Origin of the sequence: Paenibacillus sp. MAHUQ-63, from assembly GCF_028765165.1 — a bacterium.
Lineage (GTDB): Bacteria > Bacillota > Bacilli > Paenibacillales > NBRC-103111 > Paenibacillus_E.
On sequence record NZ_JARADB010000003.1, the window covers coordinates 1196714 to 1215205 of the forward strand.

19 protein-coding genes are annotated in these 18492 nt (G+C 44.2%); 7 read left to right on the forward strand and 12 right to left on the reverse strand.

Annotated features, from left to right (window positions below):
• Nucleotides 1-54 precede the first annotated feature (54 nt).
• The 7 genes from PUT07_RS21160 (at nucleotide 55) to PUT07_RS21190 (ending at nucleotide 8705) form a co-directional block, all read left to right on the forward strand.
• Nucleotides 55-1176, forward strand: a complete 1122-nt coding sequence (locus PUT07_RS21160) for a glycoside hydrolase family 88 protein (protein WP_274470411.1) — start codon at nucleotides 55-57, stop codon at nucleotides 1174-1176.
• Nucleotides 1177-1289: 113 nt separating this feature from the next.
• Nucleotides 1290-2210: an ABC transporter permease gene (locus PUT07_RS21165; RefSeq protein WP_274470413.1), complete on the forward strand. Its 921-nt coding sequence runs from the start codon at nucleotides 1290-1292 to the stop codon at nucleotides 2208-2210.
• Between the two features lie 12 nt (nucleotides 2211-2222).
• Complete coding sequence (locus PUT07_RS21170; RefSeq protein ID WP_274470414.1) at nucleotides 2223-3098, forward strand: carbohydrate ABC transporter permease; 876 nt, start codon at nucleotides 2223-2225, stop codon at nucleotides 3096-3098.
• 104 nt (nucleotides 3099-3202) lie between these two features.
• On the forward strand, nucleotides 3203-4870 hold the full coding sequence (locus PUT07_RS21175) for an extracellular solute-binding protein (protein WP_274470415.1): 1668 nt from the start codon (nucleotides 3203-3205) through the stop codon (nucleotides 4868-4870).
• 46 nt (nucleotides 4871-4916) lie between these two features.
• The gene (locus PUT07_RS21180) at nucleotides 4917-7133 is read left to right on the forward strand and encodes a helix-turn-helix domain-containing protein (RefSeq protein ID WP_274470416.1); all 2217 of its coding nucleotides are present in this window, start codon (nucleotides 4917-4919) and stop codon (nucleotides 7131-7133) included.
• A 348-nt stretch (nucleotides 7134-7481) separates the two neighbouring features.
• Nucleotides 7482-8027 (forward strand): DoxX family protein, encoded by a 546-nt coding sequence (locus PUT07_RS21185; RefSeq protein WP_274470418.1) that lies wholly within the window; start codon nucleotides 7482-7484, stop codon nucleotides 8025-8027.
• Nucleotides 8028-8306: 279 nt separating this feature from the next.
• Complete coding sequence (locus PUT07_RS21190; protein WP_274470419.1) at nucleotides 8307-8705, forward strand: hypothetical protein; 399 nt, start codon at nucleotides 8307-8309, stop codon at nucleotides 8703-8705.
• Nucleotides 8706-8882: 177 nt separating this feature from the next.
• On the opposite strand, the gene PUT07_RS35460 is transcribed toward PUT07_RS21190, so the two are convergent.
• From PUT07_RS35460 to PUT07_RS21245, 12 genes are all read right to left on the reverse strand, one after another.
• Complete coding sequence (locus PUT07_RS35460) at nucleotides 8883-9431, reverse strand: CBO0543 family protein (RefSeq protein ID WP_338000764.1); 549 nt, start codon at nucleotides 9429-9431, stop codon at nucleotides 8883-8885.
• 373 nt (nucleotides 9432-9804) lie between these two features.
• Nucleotides 9805-10944, reverse strand: coding sequence for an ATP-binding protein (locus PUT07_RS21195; RefSeq protein WP_274470420.1), 1140 nt, complete (start codon nucleotides 10942-10944; stop codon nucleotides 9805-9807).
• Nucleotides 10945-11422: 478 nt separating this feature from the next.
• Complete coding sequence (locus PUT07_RS21200) at nucleotides 11423-12400, reverse strand: oxidoreductase (RefSeq protein WP_274470421.1); 978 nt, start codon at nucleotides 12398-12400, stop codon at nucleotides 11423-11425.
• Between the two features lies 1 nt (nucleotide 12401).
• On the reverse strand, nucleotides 12402-12782 hold the full coding sequence (locus PUT07_RS21205) for a MerR family transcriptional regulator (protein WP_274470422.1): 381 nt from the start codon (nucleotides 12780-12782) through the stop codon (nucleotides 12402-12404).
• Between the two features lie 460 nt (nucleotides 12783-13242).
• Nucleotides 13243-14016 (reverse strand): hypothetical protein, encoded by a 774-nt coding sequence (locus PUT07_RS21210; RefSeq protein ID WP_274470423.1) that lies wholly within the window; start codon nucleotides 14014-14016, stop codon nucleotides 13243-13245.
• Nucleotides 14013-14666, reverse strand: coding sequence for a signal peptidase I (lepB, locus tag PUT07_RS21215; protein WP_274470424.1), 654 nt, complete (start codon nucleotides 14664-14666; stop codon nucleotides 14013-14015). Before lepB ends, PUT07_RS21210 begins: the two co-directional genes overlap by 4 nt.
• Before the next feature lie 292 nt (nucleotides 14667-14958).
• Nucleotides 14959-15459 (reverse strand): DUF1572 family protein, encoded by a 501-nt coding sequence (locus PUT07_RS21220; protein WP_274470426.1) that lies wholly within the window; start codon nucleotides 15457-15459, stop codon nucleotides 14959-14961.
• Nucleotides 15460-15604: 145 nt separating this feature from the next.
• Nucleotides 15605-16021 (reverse strand): ribonuclease E inhibitor RraB, encoded by a 417-nt coding sequence (locus PUT07_RS21225; protein ID WP_274470427.1) that lies wholly within the window; start codon nucleotides 16019-16021, stop codon nucleotides 15605-15607.
• A gap of 184 nt (nucleotides 16022-16205) precedes the next feature.
• Nucleotides 16206-16598: a hypothetical protein gene (locus PUT07_RS21230; protein WP_274470428.1), complete on the reverse strand. Its 393-nt coding sequence runs from the start codon at nucleotides 16596-16598 to the stop codon at nucleotides 16206-16208.
• A 343-nt stretch (nucleotides 16599-16941) separates the two neighbouring features.
• Complete coding sequence (locus tag PUT07_RS21235) at nucleotides 16942-17235, reverse strand: hypothetical protein (RefSeq protein WP_274470429.1); 294 nt, start codon at nucleotides 17233-17235, stop codon at nucleotides 16942-16944.
• 93 nt (nucleotides 17236-17328) lie between these two features.
• A complete protein-coding gene (locus PUT07_RS21240) occupies nucleotides 17329-17724 on the reverse strand; it encodes a nucleoside 2-deoxyribosyltransferase (protein ID WP_274470430.1) in 396 nt (131 codons plus the stop codon).
• A gap of 148 nt (nucleotides 17725-17872) precedes the next feature.
• Nucleotides 17873-18364 carry a GNAT family N-acetyltransferase gene (locus tag PUT07_RS21245; RefSeq protein WP_274470431.1) on the reverse strand — a complete coding sequence of 164 codons (492 nt, stop codon included), beginning with the start codon at nucleotides 18362-18364 and terminating at the stop codon, nucleotides 17873-17875.
• Nucleotides 18365-18492: the final 128 nt, after the last annotated feature.

Consider the following 18492-nt stretch of genomic DNA (forward strand, 5'->3'; position numbering starts at 1 on the left):
CGCCTCCACAGAGACCGGCGCTGCCGAACGCACCAAGAGAAGGAGTGAGATCATATGCATACGACACCGGAATGGACGAAACAAGCATGGACGGCGGGGGTTCATAAAATAAAAAAAGCCAGCCTCCGCATCGGCGCCAGATTTCCGCACGGCTCACACGCCGGCGAATACCAATTCGTGCCGCCAGTGTACTGGACTGCCGGCTTTTGGACAGGGCTTTTGTGGCTCGTCTACCGCGAGCATCGTGATGAAGAGCTCCGCACAATCGCAGAGGACTGTGAAGCCCAATTAGATGCGCTGCTGCAGGATTACTCCATGCTGAGCCATGACATTGGCTTTATGTGGACTCTGAGCTCGCTTGCGCAATGGCAGGTCACGGGAAGCGGCGACTCTCACCGCAGAGGAATGCTTGCGGCTAGCCATCTTGCCGGCCGTTTTAACAGACAAGGCAATTTCATCCGCGCTTGGAATCAGCCGGAGCGGACCGGCTGGGCCATCATCGACTGCCTAATGAACGTGCCTCTATTATACTGGGCGTCGGAACAGACGAACGATCCCCGCTTCCGTCATATCGCAATCGCCCATACGCAGACGGCAGCGAAGCAATTCCTGCGCGTCGACGGCTCGGTTCACCACGTCGTCTGCTTCGATCCTCAGACCGGCGAGCGGATCGGCGCACTTGGCGGACAAGGCTACGCCGAGGGGTCCGCATGGGCACGCGGCTCCGCATGGGGCATCTATGGCTGGACGTTAGGCTACCGGCATTCGAGAAGCCGGGAATTCCTCGATGCCGCCGAAAGCGCCGCCGCCTTTTTCCTGGCGAATCTCCCGGAGGACCGCGTCCCTTACTGGGATTTCCGGCTGCCGTCCAATGACGGAGCGCCGCGGGATTCCAGCGCAGCCGCCATTACGGCGTCCGGTCTTCTGGACTTGGCCGACATCGTTGGCGGCGACAAGGGCGGCTACTACCGTGAGCAAGCGCTGTCCATCCTTTCATCCCTCTACAGTCTTTACCAGGCGGATGATTCCGAAGAAGCGATTCTTCTTCACGGTACCGGCAATCTGCCCATGAATCAGAACGTAAACCGACCGCTCATCTACGGCGACTACTACTACATGGAGGCGCTGGCGAAGCTCAAGGGCAGCCCCGGCTTCTGGGGGCCATGTAGCCGATAAACTGCGTCGTTATGCGGGTTACGCCGCATGTTAACCGAACAAAATCATGTATATTGAGCACGTAAGCATGCCTGATATACGATAGCTTCAACGGAGAGGAAGTGGCAGCAGCAATGAATTCGATGGGCCAAAGAAAATATACGAAACGGGTGCTCAAGCAAAATATTCCGCTCTACATCATGTTCTTGCCGATCATCCTATATTTCCTGATCTTCAAGTACTACCCTATGACAGGTCTGATCATTGCTTTCAAAAAGTACACGTTCATCAAAGGCATCTGGGGCAGTCCGTGGGCAGGACTAAGCATGTTCGAACTCATCTTCTCTACGAAACAGATGACGAACATTATCTGGAACACCCTGCGTCTCAGCGGACTCAGCATTCTCATCGGCTTTCCGATGCCCATTATTTTGGCCCTGCTGCTGAATGAAGTCCGGAGAATGTGGTTCAAACGCGTTGTGCAAACATTCGTGTACTTGCCGCATTTCCTCAACTGGGTCATTGTCGGCGGAATCGTCGTTACGGTCTTTTCGCAGAGCACAGGCGCCATCAACCACGTACTCGACAGCTTGTTCGGTTTCACCTATCCGTTCCTCTATAAGGACGCGTCATGGGTGACGATTTTCCTGTCCGCCGGCGTGTGGAAAGAAGTAGGCTGGGCAGCGATTATCTACTTGGCCGCCCTCACTTCTATCGATCAAAGCTTGTACGAAGCTGCCAGCATGGACGGCGCAAACAAATGGCAGCAGCTGATCCGGATCACCGTTCCGGGAATCATTCCGACAGCGATTATCATGCTGATTCTCAAAATCGGCCATCTGATGGAAGTCGGCTTCGACCAAGTCTACGTGCTGCAAAATGATACCGTTGCGGAAATTTCCGAAGTCATCTCTACCTTTATGTACAAAACGGGTATTCAGCAAGCGCAGTTCAGTCTCGCTACCGCCATGGGCCTGTTCGAATCGCTTGTCGGCCTTGCGCTAGTCATCTTTGCCAACCGGATCGCCAGACGTTTCGGTCAAGGCTTATGGTAAGGAGGAATCATCATGAAGCACACCGCCGGGGAAAAAATATTCTATGGAATCAACTATGTGTTACTAACGCTTATCGGCCTCAGCTGTCTGCTTCCGATTATTCATATCGCAGCCGTTTCCCTCAGTGATAAACATGCCATCGCTTCGGGCTCTGTCGCCTTCTGGCCTGTGAATCTGGAATGGAGCGGCTATGAAGCGCTTTTGATAGAGACTCCGGTCGTGGAAGCTCTATACAATAGTTTCGTGATTACAGTCGTTGGGACGGCACTCAACATGTTCGCCAGCATTTTAGCGGCTTATCCTCTGTCCAAGCGTTATTTCATCGGACGCAGAGTCTATTCGTTCGGCATTATTTTTACGATGCTTTTTGGTGCAGGACTGATTCCGAACTATCTGCTCCTCAAGAGCCTTGGACTCATCAACTCCTACTGGGCGCTTTGGCTGCCTGGCCTCGTCAGCGTCTGGAACATGATGGTGCTGAGAAGCTTTTTTGAGAGCATGCCGGAAGAGCTCGAAGAGGCTTCGCGTATCGACGGTTGTTCAGAATGGATGCTCCTTACACGGATCGTCCTGCCGCTTTCGACTCCTGTTCTGGCAGCGCTCTCTTTATTCTACGCAGTCGGCCACTGGAACTCGTTTATGAGCGTACTCATATACATCAACGATTCCGGCAAGCATAACCTGGCCGTGCTCATCCAGCAAATGATTCAAAACTCAAGCCTTATGCAGGAAATGTCCAACGTACAGCAAGATCTTGCCATGCAGCTAACACCGGAAGGCGTTAAAGCCGCCGGCATTATCGTCATGACGATTCCCATGCTGATCGTTTACCCGTTCCTCCAGCGTTATTTTGTGAAAGGCGTTATGATCGGCGCTGTGAAAGGCTAATAACCTCCAGATTTCACCAGGGTGGTGATCGCACAATTCCGAGTTAGACCTTGTGAAAAAATTCCGAAGTATGCGACAATATGACAAGGGGAGTGTTCTACACAATGAAAACAATACTCAACAAAACCGCCGCAACATCTCTAGCGCTTATGTTTACAGGCAGTATGCTGCTCACGGCTTGCGGCGGCACATCCGATGAAGCGGCAAGTCCCTCCGCAGCAGCTTCTACCTCTTCCGCCAATGCAACGGCTACCCCAGGGCCAAAGCCGAAAATTAAAGTGTCCATCTACGATCGCAATAACGTCCCGGAAGGCGAAGGTAAAATTACAGATAACCGCTGGACCAAATGGATCAATGAACATGCGCCGGTTGACGTCGAATTCGTGCCAGTGCCAAGGACGAACTCCACCGAAAAATGGAACGTCTTGTTCGCTTCCGGCGACGCGCCTGATCTTATTTTGGAATACTCCAATGCTTATATGAAGGATCTTGCAGCCAAAGGGCAAATCATTCCGCTCGACGATGCCATTGAGAAATATTCCACAACGTATAAGCAATTTTTGAAAGACAATCCGATCATTAAAACACTGACATCCTATAACGGCAAAACTTTTTTCTTCGGCCGCTTGTTGCCGACTTCTACGAACCATTACCTCATGATTCGTAAAGACTGGCTGACCAAGCTGAATCTGAAATCCCCGACAACGATGGAAGATTTGTACCAGGTTGCCAAAGCGTTCACGGAGCAAGATCCGGACGGCAATGGCAAAAAGGATACGCTGGGTCTTGGGGCCATCTCACTGGACCTCGATCAACTCTTTGGCTTTGGGATAACTTCACCTTCGTGGATGTATCATTTGCAGGGTGATCAGTATGTTCGTTCCTGGGACCGTCTCCAAGCTTCCACTGAACTCAAGAAACGACTCTATGACGCAGGCGCGCTAGATAAAGATATCTTTGCGGACAAAACCGGCGCAAAAGCGCAGCAGGATTGGGTTAATGGCAAGCTGGGCATGTACTTCAGCGATAATCTGGAAGGCACCAAAGGCTACGGCATCTTCGACACCTTGATGAAAAACAATCCGAATGCAGACGTCGCTGTGATTCCGCTGCCTAAATCGGAATTCGGCCAATTCTCGCCGGCTGGCCCAGTGCCGTTCCAATTCGATGCGGCGATCAACGCCACTACCAAAAATGTCGAAGCCGTCGTCAAATACGTTGACTGGCTCATGAGCGATTCCACTGCCACTACGCTGCAGTACGGTTTGGAAGGCGTTCACTATCAAAAAGATGCGGCCACCGGCTGCCCGAAACCAATCGACCTCGAGAAGAACAAAAAAGAGCTTGTATGGAACGCCGACTTCTCCATGCTTAGCCAAACGTATAAATTCGGCAAATGCGCCGAATTCACGAATACTACGCTCAATATGAGCAAGCCGACCGACAAGAAATACGCTGAACTCATCGCCCAAGGCCGCGATGCTTACATCTCGCCGGAACGTCCTTTATACTATGATCTGACACTGCCTGTAACGCTGCCGGACGATCTTGTGGTGATCAACAACACCGTAACCACCACCATTACAAATATCATTACCAAGGCGGTTGTTAACGGCAGCTACACAACGGAACAAGCGTTGAAGGACGCCAAGGATGCTTGGGACAAAGCAGGCGGCAAAAAAATTGACGAATTCCAAGCCAAAGCCTATAATGACTACAAAAATAACGGTGTCATTTACACGAAGGATTTTTACAAATACCTCAAGAAATAAGCATACGGTAAAATGAAGACGGCGCTAATCGAAGGAGTGTGCATACATGAGCAGAAATTGGTTTCATCGCTTACTCCTCTCGTATTTGCCCGTCTTAATTTTAATTGTGTGTCTCTTTGTCTTCATAGGGGTTGTACAGCTAAGCGAGCTCTCTCAGAAAGAAGCTGCCAAATCAAGCCGGGTCTACGCGCAAAATTTGCAAAACAACATCGACTCCTCTCTCCGCTCCATAGAGCTGATGATGATCGAAACCGTTTCGCGCAACAATAAACTGACTTATTTTGCCGGCATGGAAAGCTCGCCGGAATTCATCATTGATTTGTCGCAGCTGCTGGAAAGCATGCTCAACACGAATTCGTTGATCGATTCAGTTTACATCTATCGGGCCGGAGACGGCGCGATCGTGACCGACAAAACGAAGCTCGACATCGAACAGTTTGCGGACCGCGCTTTTATTGATGCCAATCTGACTGCGCGTCCGAACAGCTGGAGCAGCCTCCGCACATTCCGTATCTTTAAGGATAGCAATGAGAAGGAGATCGTCGTCTCCATTGCCAAAGGCATTCCGTTAAGCGGCAAAGGCATCGCGCTGCTGGTTGTAAATGTGAAAGTCGAAGCCGTCAAGTCGTATTTGAAAAATTTCGGCCAATCCGAAGTGAACTACATCTCTGTTACCGATCAAAAAGGGGACGACTTATTTCATCAAGGCAGTAACACATCCCATCAAGATGACACAGTGCTTACTTCCGCCTACACAGGCTGGACCTATCACAGCGGCTTAAAAGTTAAGCAGTTCGGCATTCTGTACCACTACATGACCAGCGGTTGGCTCATTGTAGGCTTCCTTGGCCTGCTGTTCAGTATCTGGTGGATCATCTACATTTCCCGGAAAAACTATAAACCGATTATTACGATGATGTCCCGTATTCAGAAATACAACCAACAGCACAAGCATGCAACCATCCAAGAGCCGTCTACAGACGAGCTCAGTTATATCGATTTTACGCTCAGCAATATGATTGAAGCCAATCAGGGCTACGAGCACCGAGCGCAGGAGAACGAACGTTACCGCCGGTTACGGCTGTTTCAGCAGCTCGTGGAAGGCGACGGCCCACTGAATAACGAGGCTTGGCGGGAAGAATTGAGCGAATGGAACGACGGGATACGGAAAGGCGCATCGGTCAGCATTATTGAAATTGACAAATATGCAGAGTTTATCCATCAATATTCCCATCAAGACCAAACCTTGTTCAAATACATCCTGACCAAGGTCGTAGACGAAACCGCCAAAGCGAACTCGCTGCGCATCTGGCAGGAATGGATGACGAACCACCGCCTTTGCGTCATCTATTTTGAACATGATGAAGAACAACCGCTGCAAGCCCGCAGCCGCATTCTGGCGCAGTCCGAACAAATTCGCTTATGGCTGTTCGAGAATTTGAAGCTCACTGTCACATTCGGAATCGGAACGGCTGTCACCGAGGCCGGCGCCATCTCCCAATCTTATGAAACGGCGAGCAAAGCGCTCAGCTACAAATCGGCACTAGGTATCAACCGCGTGATCGGGCATTGGGAAATTGAAGTTCTGTCTCACGATGACTTGTTTGTCTATTTGCAATACGTAAGGACTATCGCGCAATCCTTCCGCGTCGGCAACGGCGGCTGGCAGGAGCAGCTGATCCTGCTCTTTAACGGACTCCGCTCCTTGCTTCTGCCCAAGGAAGAGATTGACGGCGTCCTCACCTATATGAACTACTTTTTCCAAAGAGAAATGATGGAGCTGCCGCCTGAGTACCAGGAGTTGTGGAACACCGAGTTCCGATCCAAATGGGAAGCGAGCATTGACTCGCTTGAGACGCTGTACGAATTGGAATCGTTCTATCTGGAACGTCTAACCGCCTGTGCCAGCCTCATGAAAAGCATGCGCGAAGAGAAAGGCAATTACGCCGTCGTCCGACGCGTCAGAGCATTTATCGAAACCCATTTCGACAATCCTGACTTGTCCCTCGCCATGCTGGGCGAGCAGTTCAATATGAACACCTCAAGTTTAAGCACTCTGTTTAAAGAAGAGTTCGGTGAAAAATTCGTCGTCTACCTGTGCCAAGTACGCATAGAGCATGCCAAAGACATGCTGTGCAACACCGATCTCCCGATTCAGGAGATATCGGGCAAGGTAGGCTACCTGTACCCGATGTCCTTTATCCGGACGTTTAAGAAGACGGTCGGCGTGACCCCCGGCGATTACCGCAAAGTGCACCAATAAGGAGCTTACCCTCACTCCATGCCAAAACCCGGCAACCTTCCTACTCAGCCCGCAGAGTACTGCCATGTACAGGGCAGTACTCTGCGGGCTGAGGCGTACTTTTCCCTCTCAAAAAAGGAGAACACGGATTCAATTACAATCAAAATAATTTGCACCTTGTGATTTTAATCACATATTCAAACTTTACTGCATGGTATATTAAAGGTGTAGAAAGGAAGTAAACATTGTAATCGAAAGGGAGATGTCACATGAAAACACAAAAACGATCCCGTTCTTGGCTGAATTAGATAAAATTTTTTAGCTGATCTTGTGAAAAAATTCACCACTTAAAATGAGGAGATGATTATCATGTTAGGTAAATGGCTTAGAGAAAATAAATATGCAGCAGGTATCCTACTTTTCATACGTTTGTATATGGGATATGAATGGCTCACTCACGGGTGGCAAAAGTTAACCGGCGGATTTACTGCAGATGGATTCTTAAATAACGCGATCGCTAAGCCGGTGATCGACAAAGCAACCAATGAACTTGTTTATCCGACCTTCACCGCATTCATTCAACATTTTGCCCTGCCGAATGTTAAAATAATTAACTATGCAATTCCCCTAGGCGAATTCTTAGTTGGTCTTGGTTTGATTCTCGGTGCTTTGACTACAGCCGCAGCATTCTTCGGACTTCTCATGAACTTCATGTTCATGTTCGCGGGTACCGTAAGCACGAACCCTTGGTTCATTCTTATCGGCGGGATCCTGTTCATGGCCGGAGCAAATACCGGCAGATTCGGTTTAGACTACTACCTGATGCCCTACCTGCGCAAGCTGTTCACACATAAAAAAGGCGACGCTGACCGCACAGCAGGAACGGGAACAAAGCATAAGCCGGCACATGCCTAACCATAACAGAAAAACCCAAAAAGGATCCGCAATTGCGGGTCCTTTTTGGGCACTACCAAATCTGTATTTACAAAACGCACTACCGGTCCCTCGACGCTGCTTTTTCTATTCCTGCATCGTTATTGTTATAATTAGAAAACGAAAACAATTGGAATTAAGGAGGAAAAATGATGGCTTGGTCTGAACTGAAATTGATACCGAACGAATACAATGATGAAGTCAAAGCAATTGACGAATCCCTTATCAGACTACTAACTGAACGCCTCTATGATTCAGCTCATGGAGAATGTGCGAAAAGCCACATTAATGCGTTTGAACCAGCCTGCTTCTCTGCGTGACAGATTGCTTGATATCACTGAAGCGCATCTGAAGGCGATCGATTTCTATCTTCATTCCTTCATGCGGAAGATGGAAGCGATTCTCACCGAAGAACAAATGAACACGATGCGCAAATCGGAACAAGCCCTCTTGGATGCATTGGTAACCGAATTCAATAAATCCTCCGCATCCGGCGAGATTGGCCCTGTCGATGCGCGTGTCATCGCACGTGCTTACACGTCCTTGCTTATGATGGGACACGCACGTGATGGTGAAGGTAACAAAATGTTCCCCCGCGAAGATGAGGCTGCCAAACAAATTATAGATATTCTATGGCATGGATTGTTCCCGCCTGTATAATGATTTTGCCCACTTAGTGACGTCTACAATCAATTTAAGGTCCTAAGAGCCGAGCTTCCGGCAGCACAAAAAGGCACGGTCTCAGTAGGGAACGTGCCTGCTTCATTTACTACAGATTCTGTAGTTCAATATTGCCGACTTACAGACGGATATTCGCGCAGGATCAGGCTCAATTGTTTAATCTAAATGCACCCTGAACGCGTACATCAGGAAGCAAACGATTACAATCGAGAGCAGATATGCTATTCCAGGCCTACGGCTGTGCAAGATCATCATCGGGAACATCATAATATCGAACAAAATCGAGTAGAAAAGGTTCCAATTGTTTTGATATGTTATTCGGCCGGTATGAACCATTACCCATTCCATCGAAGCATAAATCGTAATCCATAAGGCAATATGACGAGATTTCTTCCAAAAACCGTTCTCGGGAAGTGTGCTTAGAAAAAGAAGGATGTTTAGAGGCATCGTAAGTACCGCGTAAACAACTACCGTTACCGTGTGATTGTACAAAAAATCAGGATGAAACTTCCACATCGTTTGATCTTTCGTCAAAAATTCATACAAAAATGCGCCTGAGGTCATATAAAGCATAGTTGAGTGATATCTCTTCCAATCGCTTCTCTTCGACCACCACAGGGCTGTTATTATACTTAGAATTGCTAAACCAGCATGCATACGTTTTCGCCTCAACCGCATTAGATTCCATTGTTTAATTCTACCCATTTGTACTTCTCTTATGCTTCCCTACAGCTTAAAGAGGATGCCGGTCAAATTCGCTGCTTTCACATTACTTAAGTATTTCCACCTAAAAATCTAAAAGGCCCCAATTACTGGGACCCTTTATTTCTCAGGGAGTCAACTTTATTAAGGATTCTCATGGAGAAAGCTGTTGTCAAAGCAAGTCCTAATGCACCGAGCACCATTATTGTGAGGTCAAGCTTAGGTACCACGCATGATCGTACCTCCTTTAAAATTTTATCCCAAATATAGGTTTTCCACATATTACAAACAGTATGTGGTTGGAAAACTGAAATATCGGATGCTCTCGTATAATTAGACCTTATTCTTTGTGTTAGTCGAGAGTGATACCTCTATTCTAAGTTTTGTAAAATGAGAAAATAAAGGTGGATCCTATATGGTCCGTCTCCACTTTGAGTTCAGCTTCATGCCTTCTCGCGATATCATAACAGATCGATAATCCTAGACCTGTGCCGTTCGCTTTGGTTGTCAGGAATGGACTGCCAAGTTGCTCAAGAATTTTCGCAGGAATACCTCCTGCCTCGTCCTTAACCATAAACCCTACATGATTTTGATCTTCAAACAATTCGACCGTCACACTAGAACCAACTACTGAAGCCTCAAGACCGTTCCTTACGAGATTAATGAGCACTTGCTGTATTTCTTTCGTATTTATCCAAAGGAGGGGAACCTGCTTCTCAATAAACATGATCTTCTTGCCCATCATCAGTGCATCTGCTTCCAATAATGGCAATACAGCATGAAAGATTTCCGATAAATCACGCTCTTCTCGATCAATGTAATTGTTCTTCTTAGACAGGGATAAGAAATTTCCGATAATTTCATTTGCCCGATCTAACTCACTGATAATTAACTCATAATATTTTTGGAAATTCACAAAATTATTTTGCTTCATAGTCAGCTGCAAAAAACCTCTCACTGTTGTAATTGGGTTCCTTACCTCGTGACTGATACTAGCGGCCATTTGTGCAACTAAACTTAGACGGTCCAGTCGTTCAACTTCATTGCGAAGCCGGGTATGTTCCTCAATTTTTTCACTGACTATCCTCTCAAGATGTTCTTTATTCAATCGGACTTCCCGCTCTTTCAGTACGAAGTGCGAGATATCTTCGGAAGTGGCTAGCACGCCTATCACTACTCCTGCTTCGTCATAAATTGGCGTAGTATTCCACACTGATATCGATTTATGACCATCTTCCCAGACAAACTCCAACACTTCATTTTCGACCTCTTCTTTTAACCTTGCTGTTCTTTGCATAGGCATTTCTTGAGCTTCGAGCTCAATCCCATCCCGAAATACATTTACCTTGGGAGGTACAATTGAAGAATGGGAAAAAACCTCGCCTGCTTGAATGCGCAGCATACGCGAAGCTTTTTTGTTATGTTTAATTTTGGTGCAATGTGGATCCGTTGCAATGGAGACTCCACCTGGCGAATGTTCAAAAAGAAACCAGTATTCATCCGGGATATAATTCATATAAGGCCCCTTTCAGAAGTCCTAGATTAAGTTACATCACTGTGCCACATGTATTAAATCAATTGCCCACCATGAAAAATTTTAGAATAAATTCGCGTTTAGGAACCTGTAACCTACTATAAGAATGCAGGTTTATATTCAAATTATTCATTTAATCACAGAATCCTGCTCTTTCATGAAAAGAGGAGCTGCATTTTTCGCAGCTTCTTCACTCTCGATACTTTTTTGTGAACATGTATTCTGAAAACCCACGTCCAGTAAGGGATTGCATTTGTCGAATGATGACAAGAACATAATGTCTTAAATGACAAGAACTCTATCTCATTACCCATCGGGCTTCTGTTACCCCTTTATCAAGATCCACACAAAAAATAACCATCGCCACATAAGCGAAGGTTATTTTTTGTGTGTGCTTGCGTATGACTATTTTCATGCGCAAACTCGGATAGAATGAAGTTAGATCCATCTTCCGTTTATTTTATTCTACTTCAGAAAACTTTACTGAAGTTAATTGCTCACTCAACTTCCAAAGTTGCTCCGCTAATATCGGGTCAACTGCCCAAGGCAGCACGCCCGATAGTTTTTGATTGAGTCCTTGGGTACCTTCCACTTCAATGACTTCAGCAATATCGACGTCCAAGCAGTACACCCCACCTTTATCTTCGAGTTGAGGACTTGTTGCACACCATACACTCGTAGCTGCTCCTTGCTCCGCCGTCTTCAATTCCCCAGAAGCAGCTGCTTTCTCCTCTTCAGACATATACCGGACTAAGTCGGTCATTATTCTGCCTGGGTGTACCGAAAATGCGCGGATACCATAAGCTTCTCCCCGTTTGTCCAAAGCGACGGCAAAGAGTGCATTCGCTGATTTCGACTGGCCGTATGCCTTCCATTTGTCGTATTCTCGCTTCTCGAAGTTTGGGTCATCAAAATCAACGCCACCGAAGCGTACGCCTGTGGAGGACACGGAAACAACCCGCGCTTTCCCGGCCTTCCTCAACGCTGGCCACAATCTTAACGTCAACTGAAAGTGACCTAAATGATTTGTTGCGAATTGAGATTCAAAGCCGCGAGAATCGCGTACGAGTGGCGGAGCCATGATCCCAGCGTTATTAATCAGAATATCCAACTGCCGGCCGGATGCCAGGAATCGGTTCGCAAATGCGTCGATCGAATCGGGATCGATTAAATCCAGTTCCTCCAGTTCAGCACGTGGAATTCCGATAATTGAAGCGCGAGCTTTCTCTGGCGTGCGGGCCGGGACAATAACTGTCGCTCCTGCTTCTGCTAAAGCTCTGGTCGTTTCAAGCCCGACACCGGAGTAACCGCCGGTTACAATAGCAATCATTCCAGTCAAATCTTGACCGACAAGGACTTCCCGCGCTGTTGTATCCCAACCAAAACCTGATAATATTGGTTTTTGTAATGTCTTTGTATAGTCTCTATTTTGATTCATTTCATTCGCCTCCTAGCTTTAGCTGCTTCATTAATTCATTAAAATGCTCAATTTTATAATTCACAACACTTAAAGATTCTTGAATTTCCTTCAACTGCAATTCGATATCTAGCTTATGTGCACAGAGTATACGATAACAATTTACATATTGTTTAGTAGTTGCCAAGGTCATATATTTCTCGATTTCCTTTAGTGGCATGCCAGTTCGCTTGAGATGCGTGATAAATAGTAACCGTTCAAGATGAACTGATCCATATTCCCGTCTACCGTGTTCATTCAACTTTGTCGGCGGCAGAAGTCCGAGTTTGCCATAATAACGAATCGTATCATAACTCAGATTCGTCTTTTGGGAAATTTCTGCGATTGAAAATGTATACTCCATTGTGGTCCTCCCTTCTAGTACATGTTAAATTGTTACGTTTCAATTCTATTTCGCATCTTAACTCATGGAGTAAACTCCATGTAAAGGTATAGAATCAATATTTCTCAAATTTAAATTCTATATACTAGAAAATTCTCCATTTCTCTGCCATGAAGATCGATGCCATTAACGACTTCTATAGCATTCGTTTAGACGAGACGTTAAAGTGCTATAACCCTTTCACCATCCAAACAAATTCATTTTGATGAAAAGCACTCCTCCACCACGCTAATCTCCCCCTTACATTAATAAAAAAAGAGACCCACAGCAACGGGCCGCGAGTCTAAGTTATATATTTTAAAGGGGGTCTTGATTCTTAGTATAGGCTTAATTCATTAAGACAGAATGAAAATAATATTTCAATTTGATTACATCTTTAAACTAACGTTCCCCTTTAGCATAAGCCCGTGCCCGATATTCTTTACTCTATCGCCCACTCCACCTTTATCGCTCCTTGCAGACCGTTTCCTTCCACAACGAACCGATATTGGGCAGTCTTTTTTATTGTCACATTGTACTTTAGCCTACCATTGATGTTCTCTCGTGCTCCGATATTTTTACCATTTTCATCAAGAAGAGAATATCCGTAGCCGCCTCGTTCTGCATTCGTAATCTCCACTGAGTATGACAATGTCTCACCTTCTCGAACTACCACTGGAATCTCATGTTTTCCATTGAAATAGGTAAAGTTAGCTTCGAAAGATGTACTAGTTCTTTTATCGGTCCATCCATTCTTCACAGTTAAATCGATGTTGAGAACGACGACAAGCAGCAGCGGAAAAGCGATGGAAAAGGAGTATTTAACAGGTGATTTCAGCTTCGACCATTGTGTCCCAACATAAAAAATGAGAGCAGAGAAAGCACCTACAGTACCAGCAAATAACGTAAGCGCGTTGAACCCATTTACCATAAAAATGACATATCCTGCAATGACATATAGCAATGCTTTTCCTAATTTGTCCAACCTCGGTATGAGCCATGCGATAAGGTCAATCACTAAGGAACAGGCAATCCCATATAAATAGAAAAACTGCAAAAGTTTCAACTGAAAAATATCCTCAACAGTTTTATACATATCAAAACCTGTGTTCACGAACATGAATAAAATGAAAAGAAAAGTTGCAATGCCTGCTCCGGATAACTTGGAAAAAAGGTAAGGTATTATTCGATGTACGCGAAAAATGTCCTTCTTCATTTCTTCACCACACCAAGAACCATACCCAGTATATTATCTTTTGGGATTGTTCCAAAATGTCTGCTGTCCGCACTACGAAACCAATCGTCGCCAACGATAAAATAGTGCTCGTCAGGGACCTTTATCTCTTTCAAATTTGTTTCCTTGCTTTTTAAAATATCGTTAGCATTATCACTAAAATTATTACGAATGCTATCGGCTAAATCAGATTGATTTGCTGCCTCCTGCAATTTTTCAATGTTCATTCCAAGTCTGTGTGCTTGCCCGTAAAAGGTATCAAGTTTTCTTCTGTCTATATAAATCTGACCCTTATCAATGCGGATTTTCTCTCCAGGCAAGGCGATAATTCTTGAAATTTCATTCTCGCTCAAATTAATTTTGGAGTTATCCAACTTTGGATTTTTATAAAATACGATTTCCCCTCTTTGAATATCATTTGATTTGTAATACGTTTGATCGACTACAATATCGAAGCCATCGAACTCATGATGACCACGATCCATGTTATCATAACGGTGACTGTAAACATTCATACCTTCAACGGAGTTAATTATATTAATATCCTGTTTTGTTACATTATCTTTCAGCGGATCTACAGTGCAAGCTGTTAGTATAAAAGTAATTAACAAAAGAAATACACTTAATCTCATTTGCTCACCTCCAAAGTATCCTGTAATTATTATACTTCAAGAGGATATTTTATCTTCCATATTTTGTGAAAAATCAACAAACACTCGCATTGAATATAATTAATATCCTTTAGCGTAATATGTTAGCCTGTCAATCCTAATCGAAGAGTGCCCCCAACGCTAAACTCCCTGCTGACCGTTAGCACGGAAACAGCAGCCCATCGTAATGACAGGCTGCCGAGATTTCTTTATTCGACTATCGTTCCCCGTTAGCGCAATGATTGAGCTTCGAAAAATGATCATTTAAGGCATATTAGCACAGTAAATGCCCCTTCCTCATTTTGGCGATGTAAGTAATTTGTGCTGTGTGACCCGGCAAATGTCTAAATTGATGCAGAAGCATTTCGAGGGCAGTAGCTTGGTTATCAACTCCGCTATTCGTCAGTGGAGATAAGCTCAAATAAGGTTGTTCAAGTAAAAGTTCAGGTTTCGCTCTTATTTTTTCCAGAACCATAATGATGCGGTCAAAAGATTTCGAAATGAGCTCCAAAGCTTGAGCTTTCGACAGCTGTAGACCACGATCAAATTCCTTATCTCTGTCTCTTGTATCTGGAACATTAAAGAATGCAGTTTCAATTCGTTGATGTACTGTTCCCCAAATGTGTGCCACTAAATTGGCAATGCTGTTACTATCAGGGGTGGGCGTCCATAAGATATCTTCGTCTGACAGTTGTTCAATTACTTTCAATGTCGATATCTTTTCGGATATGTATTTCTTTAAGAGAAACTCTATAAGAATCGATGTGCTATCCACTAAACTCTTACCCTCCTATCGTTCAGGAAACGAAGTCGATCATCACGACCCGCTGTCCTGATGTCTTATTGAGCTATAGTTCCCCGTCAGCGTAACGTACTACCATACAGAAAGCCTTGTTCGCCCGTCAGTTTACTTCCTTATTTTAAGAAGAAGTAGATGGTTTTACCATAACACCCCAACCATCAGAATAACCACCATATTTTTTGGCCTCTTTATTAATCATCTTTTGAATTTCTACAATTGCATTCAACTCTAATGGCATCTCTTGTGAACATGTACATGTCCATTGATGGCCTTCAAAATCCTTTTCTAAAGAACACGCGAAATTTTTACCCATCATCATTTGTTTCACTTTTTCACCCGATATTTCATCTCTAATAGCGATTTGAAAATCGACATTATGCTTTTGGGCAAGATCAACTCCTGATTTTTCTAGGGAGTCTAAGTTCTGACGATCAGCACTATCATTAAAATAACTATCTTCTGACACGCTACTTTGACACCCCACTAATAGTGTTATTATGCAAACCGCAAAAATAAATCTTATCGTTTTGATCATAATTCTACCCTTCAACTTGTTCAACGTTATATTCTCATTATTCGGCTAAGACTACTATTTCACCTGCAATCGATTGACGAATACTGCCCATTGGTTCAATGAAAAAGGGAGCATTTGCCGGCCTGCGGCGATCTGCTCCCTGATTGCTCAACTATAGTTCCTCGTTAGTTTAGGGACTCATCATCTAACTCAAGTCAAAAGTTGACCATCCATTGTCTCTTATTCGATTTAGTAAGCCTAAATAAATTCGTGAACACTTACGAGAGTTTTGCTTAGAAATTCTCTCCCAAAGCGTTTTTTTATATGGAATTATTATCTTTATTTTTGGTTCACTAAAAAATTCAATTTGTAACATACAACGCCAAGCAACACATTTCGATTCAATTTCTTTTAAATCCGTTATATTAAAGTCATTAGATGAATTCACATAATTCACAAAATTTCTTCTGCACTCGATAAAATCAATAAAGTGTGTAACCCCTTCATCAATGTAGTATAGCCCCTGAGGTGTAATTTCTTTTATACTATTATAATGAACTTCTTTACCATTAAGGCGACAATAATCCACAGAACTCACTTCATCACCTCATTCCAAAATATCCATTGCAGATTACTCCCCAATGGCGGAACAGGCTACCGTTCATCACAGTAACCTGTTATTCGTTGAACTATCGTTCTGCGTTAGCGTAACGCTTGAAGTAATACACTAATTATTTCGATTTTGACGAAGTAAATATCTTAACATTGTCACTGTTAGAATAAGTGATGCAATTGCAATAACAAATAAACTAAATATCTCTACTATACTCTGAACTTGTAATCGTAAATTTAGGTGATCCAAAATTAGGAAACGTATTATTTTTAACACAATATAATAAATAGACCCAAAAATTAATATGGATGCTAACATTTTTACGAACTTATACATTATCAACACCCCTCAAAAACAACATTTTTACACTTTCTAAATTATCTTCTTTGGCTCCACTCACCAATATAGATCCAGTCATCATTTTGTATATAGTAGACAGTTCCTTATTGTAGGATGTTACTGATAAAACTTGTAATTTGTTATTACCAGCAGTACTTCTTAAATCATACCTTAAGATATCTCCTACACATATAACTTCACAAGCACGCCCTGCTATTTTCCAACGTCCTGCTCCTAAGTTATCAACACTTCCGACAATGAATGCCTCAATTCCATTTATCATTTGTAAGCCTCCAATATGGAAATGGGTGATAAATACTGCCTGGCACAGTAATCTGTTGCCCTAGATGCGTTGAACTAATGTTCTCCCCATAGCTCAATGGCACTGGTATTCAAGACAGACTGAATTTATCAAGTCATCTAGGGAACCAATCCTCTGTTCAACTGAATCTACATGATAAAAAGTACATGTGTTTCCGATTTCATTTAGTTCATTAGTCGAGGAGTATAAAAAGATTTTCTTTCCTGCTCCCAGAGCAATTCCTAACTCGACATGACTCCCTTTGCCTGCTGGGAGCATGACAATTACAACATCTGCAGCTAAAACCCCTGAAACTTCTTCTTGGCCAATTTTACGGAGTTTAGTGATGGAGTCTATATTCGAATGTATTGTCCAGTCGTAAGTATGTTGAAAACCACGTGCTTTCAAATTATCAGCGACATGACGCACGTTTTGTATGTTTTTGAGACTGGATGCTATATAAAACTTCATTTCGATCCCTCATTTCGGTCCTCAATACACACAGTTATATATTAACACATATTGGAAGTATCCTGCCCGTTAGCGTGGAAAAGGCAGCCGATCATGGCCGGCTGCCGCGGTGCCTTATTAAGCTATCGTTCTTACGATAGCTTAATAATCATAGTATTTTTTCGAGTTCAATTTCGTCATGGATCGGTATATCGTAATAACCCACTTTGGGGATTGCTGGCTTCAGTTTCCTAGCCTCGTCAACTGCGTTTTGATTTATAGTTTTTATTCGATACCCACGTCGTTGATAAAATTTTAACGCATCCACATTATCATTTGTTGTTATAAGCCAAATGCGATTTCTTCCCGATTGCTTTACCGTCTGTTCCACAGTAGAAAGTAATTTACTCCCAACACCTATGCCTTGTACAGTAGCATTAATACTCATTAACTCGCAATCATCTATACCTAGTCGGTATGGAGCTGCACCGACTCGTATATCATCGACCCAGGCTATGAATGCATCCAAGTCTTGAATATGATGCTTCTTCCCTTTGGTTATCATGGTTCCATCGCCCCACTGTAACCACTGTTCTTTCAGCCATTCCAAATCGTTTTCGCTCATAGAAGCAAGAATTTTAATTGCACCATTTTCACCCATTTTATCACCCCAATTCAGTATATAACAGAGAGAAATCGATTATGAACTATTCAATTATCCTGCCCTTTAGCTTAACACGACCAGGGAGCAGTTGCCGCGTGGCGATCTGCTCCCTAGTCATTACGCTA